We start from the raw sequence: 3218 nt of genomic DNA, 5'->3' as shown, positions 1-3218 counted from the left end.
TTTGTGTGTTGTTTGAGAACTGCACAGTGGACGCGAGCATCTTTGTTGTAAGTAATTAAGAGCGTACGGTGGATGCCTTGGCACCAGGAGCCGATGAAGGACGTAGTAGGCTGCGATAAGCCTCGGGGAGCTGTCAAACGAGCTGAGATCCGAGGGTCTCCGAATGGGGAAACCCAGCCACAGTGATGTGTGGTTACCCGCGCCTGAATATATAGGGCGTGTGGAGGGAACGTGGGGAAGTGAAACATCTCAGTACCCACAGGAAGAGAAAACAATAGTGATTCCGTGAGTAGTGGCGAGCGAAAGCGGAAGAGGCTAAACCATGTACATGTGATAGCCGGCAGGCGTTGTGTGCGTGGGGTTGTGGGGCCTTTCTTCTCATCACTGCCGTGGTGGGCGAGAGTAAGAAACCGGGTTGTTAGTCGAAGTGGTCTGGAACGGCCTGTCGTAGAGGGTGAGAATCCCGTAGACGAAAACTTCCCGGCTCTCGTGAAGGGTTCCCAAGTAGCAGCGGGCCCGTGAAATCTGCTGTGAATCTGTCGGGACCACCCGATAAGCCTGAATACTCCCTGGTGACCGATAGCGGACTAGTACCGTGAGGGAAAGGTGAAAAGTACCCCGGGAGGGGAGTGAAATAGTACCTGAAACCGTGCGCTTACAATCCGTCAAAGCCTGTGAGTGACTTGTCACTGCGGGTGATGGCGTGCCTTTTGAAGAATGAGCCTGCGAGTTAGTGGCATGTGGCGAGGTTAACCCGTGTGGGGTAGCCGTAGCGAAAGCGAGTCCGAATAGGGCGTTCCAGTCGCATGCTCTAGACCCGAAGCGGAGTGATCTACCCATGGCCAGGGTGAAGCGACGGTAAGACGTCGTGGAGGCCCGAACCCACTTAGGTTGAAAACTGAGGGGATGAGCTGTGGGTAGGGGTGAAAGGCCAATCAAACTCCGTGATAGCTGGTTCTCCCCGAAATGCATTTAGGTGCAGCGTCGCGTGTTTCTCACCGGAGGTAGAGCTACTGGATGGTCTAGGGGGCCCACAAGCTTACCGAAATCAGCCAAACTCCGAATGCCGGTGAGTGAGAGCGCGGCAGTGAGACTGCGGGCGATAAGGTTCGTAGTCGAGAGGGAAACAGCCCAGATCGCCAGCTAAGGTCCCTAAGCGTGTACTAAGTGGAAAAGGATGTGGGGTCGCGAAGACAACCAGGAGGTTGGCTTAGAAGCAGCCACCCTTGAAAGAGTGCGTAATAGCTCACTGGTCAAGTGATCCTGCGCCGACAATGTAGCGGGGCTCAAGTACACCACCGAAGCTGCGGCATTCATGCAAGCCCGCTCCTTCCTTACGGGGTTGGAGCCAGGTGTATGGATGGGTAGGGGAGCGTCGTGCAGCCATGGAAGCGTCGGAGTGATCCAGGCGTGGAGGCTGCACGAGTGAGAATGCAGGCATGAGTAGCGAAAGAAGAGTGAGAAACTCTTCCGCCGAATGACCAAGGGTTCCTGGGCCAGGTTAATCCGCCCAGGGTGAGTCGGGACCTAAGGCGAGGCCGACAGGCGTAGTCGATGGACAACGGGTTGATATTCCCGTACCCGTGTAAACGCGCCCATGGTGAATCAGTGATACTAACCGCCCTGAAGCCGGCCATTGTTCCTTCGGGAATGTGGTCGGGGGATGCGCGGGACCTGATCTGGTAGTAGCCAAGCGATGGGGTGACGCAGGAAGGTAGCTGAGCCAGTCAGTGGTAATACTGGTGTAAGCGTGTAGGGCGAGTGGTAGGCAAATCCGCCACTCACATAGCCTGAGACGTGATGCATAGCCGATTGAGGCGAATTCAGTGATCCTATGCTGCCGAGAAAAGCCTCTAGCGAGCTTTTACACGGCCCGTACCCCAAACCGACACAGGTGGTCAGGTAGAGAATACTAAGGCGATCGAGATAACTATGGTTAAGGAACTCGGCAAAATGCCCCCGTAACTTCGGGAGAAGGGGGGCCTCGTCTGGTGATCCAACTTGCTTGGTGAGCTGGGTGGGGCCGCAGAGACCAGTGAGAAGCGACTGTTTACTAAAAACACAGGTCCGTGCGAAGTCGTAAGACGATGTATACGGACTGACGCCTGCCCGGTGCTGGAAGGTTAAGAGGACCGGTTAGCTTTTCGGAGCGAAGCTGAGAATTTAAGCCCCAGTAAACGGCGGTGGTAACTATAACCATCCTAAGGTAGCGAAATTCCTTGTCGGGTAAGTTCCGACCTGCACGAATGGCGTAACGACTTCTCAGCTGTCTCAACCATAGACTCGGCGAAATTGCATTACGAGTAAAGATGCTCGTTACGCGCGGCAGGACGAAAAGACCCCGGGACCTTCACTATAGCTTGGTATTGGTGTTCGGTTCGGTTTGTGTAGGATAGGTGGGAGACTGTGAAGCGGGCACGCCAGTGTTCGTGGAGTCATTGTTGAAATACCACTCTGATCGTATTGGACATCTAACCTCGGACCATGATCTGGTTCAGGGACAGTGCCTGGTGGGTAGTTTAACTGGGGCGGTTGCCTCCCAAAATGTAACGGAGGCGCCCAAAGGTTCCCTCAGCCTGGTTGGCAATCAGGTGTTGAGTGCAAGTGCACAAGGGAGCTTGACTGTGAGACTGACAGGTCGAGCAGGGACGAAAGTCGGGACTAGTGATCCGGCACCGGCAAGTGGAAGCGGTGTCGCTCAACGGATAAAAGGTACCCCGGGGATAACAGGCTGATCTTCCCCAAGAGTCCATATCGACGGGATGGTTTGGCACCTCGATGTCGGCTCGTCGCATCCTGGGGCTGGAGTAGGTCCCAAGGGTTGGGCTGTTCGCCCATTAAAGCGGCACGCGAGCTGGGTTTAGAACGTCGTGAGACAGTTCGGTCTCTATCCGCCGCGCGCGTTAGAAACTTGAGGAAGGCTGTCCCTAGTACGAGAGGACCGGGACGGACGAACCTCTGGTGTGCCAGTTGTTCCGCCAGGAGCACCGCTGGTTAGCTACGTTCGGAAGGGATAACCGCTGAAAGCATCTAAGCGGGAAGCCTGTTCCAAGATGAGGTTTCTCACCCCCTCGAGGGGGTAAGGCCCCCGGCAGACCACCGGGTTGATAGGCCAGAACTGGAAGCACGGTAACGTGTGCAGGTGACTGGTACTAATAGGCCGAGGACTTACCACAAAGAAGCTACGCGTCCACTGTGCGGTATCTGAAACAACACAC

General features: G+C 55.5%; 1 rRNA gene. It reads left to right on the top strand.

Annotated features, from left to right (window positions below):
* The first annotated feature begins 45 nt into the window (after positions 1 to 45).
* Positions 46 to 3176 (top strand): 23S ribosomal RNA (locus RM1_RS25735).
* Positions 3177 to 3218: the final 42 nt, after the last annotated feature.

It is taken from the genome of Rhodococcus maanshanensis NBRC 100610, from assembly GCF_001894865.1.
Taxonomy (GTDB): Bacteria; Actinomycetota; Actinomycetes; order Mycobacteriales; family Mycobacteriaceae; genus Rhodococcus_G; species Rhodococcus_G maanshanensis.
The sequence above is the reverse complement of the archived record's forward strand: the minus strand, read 5'-3'. Positions and strand labels throughout refer to the sequence as shown.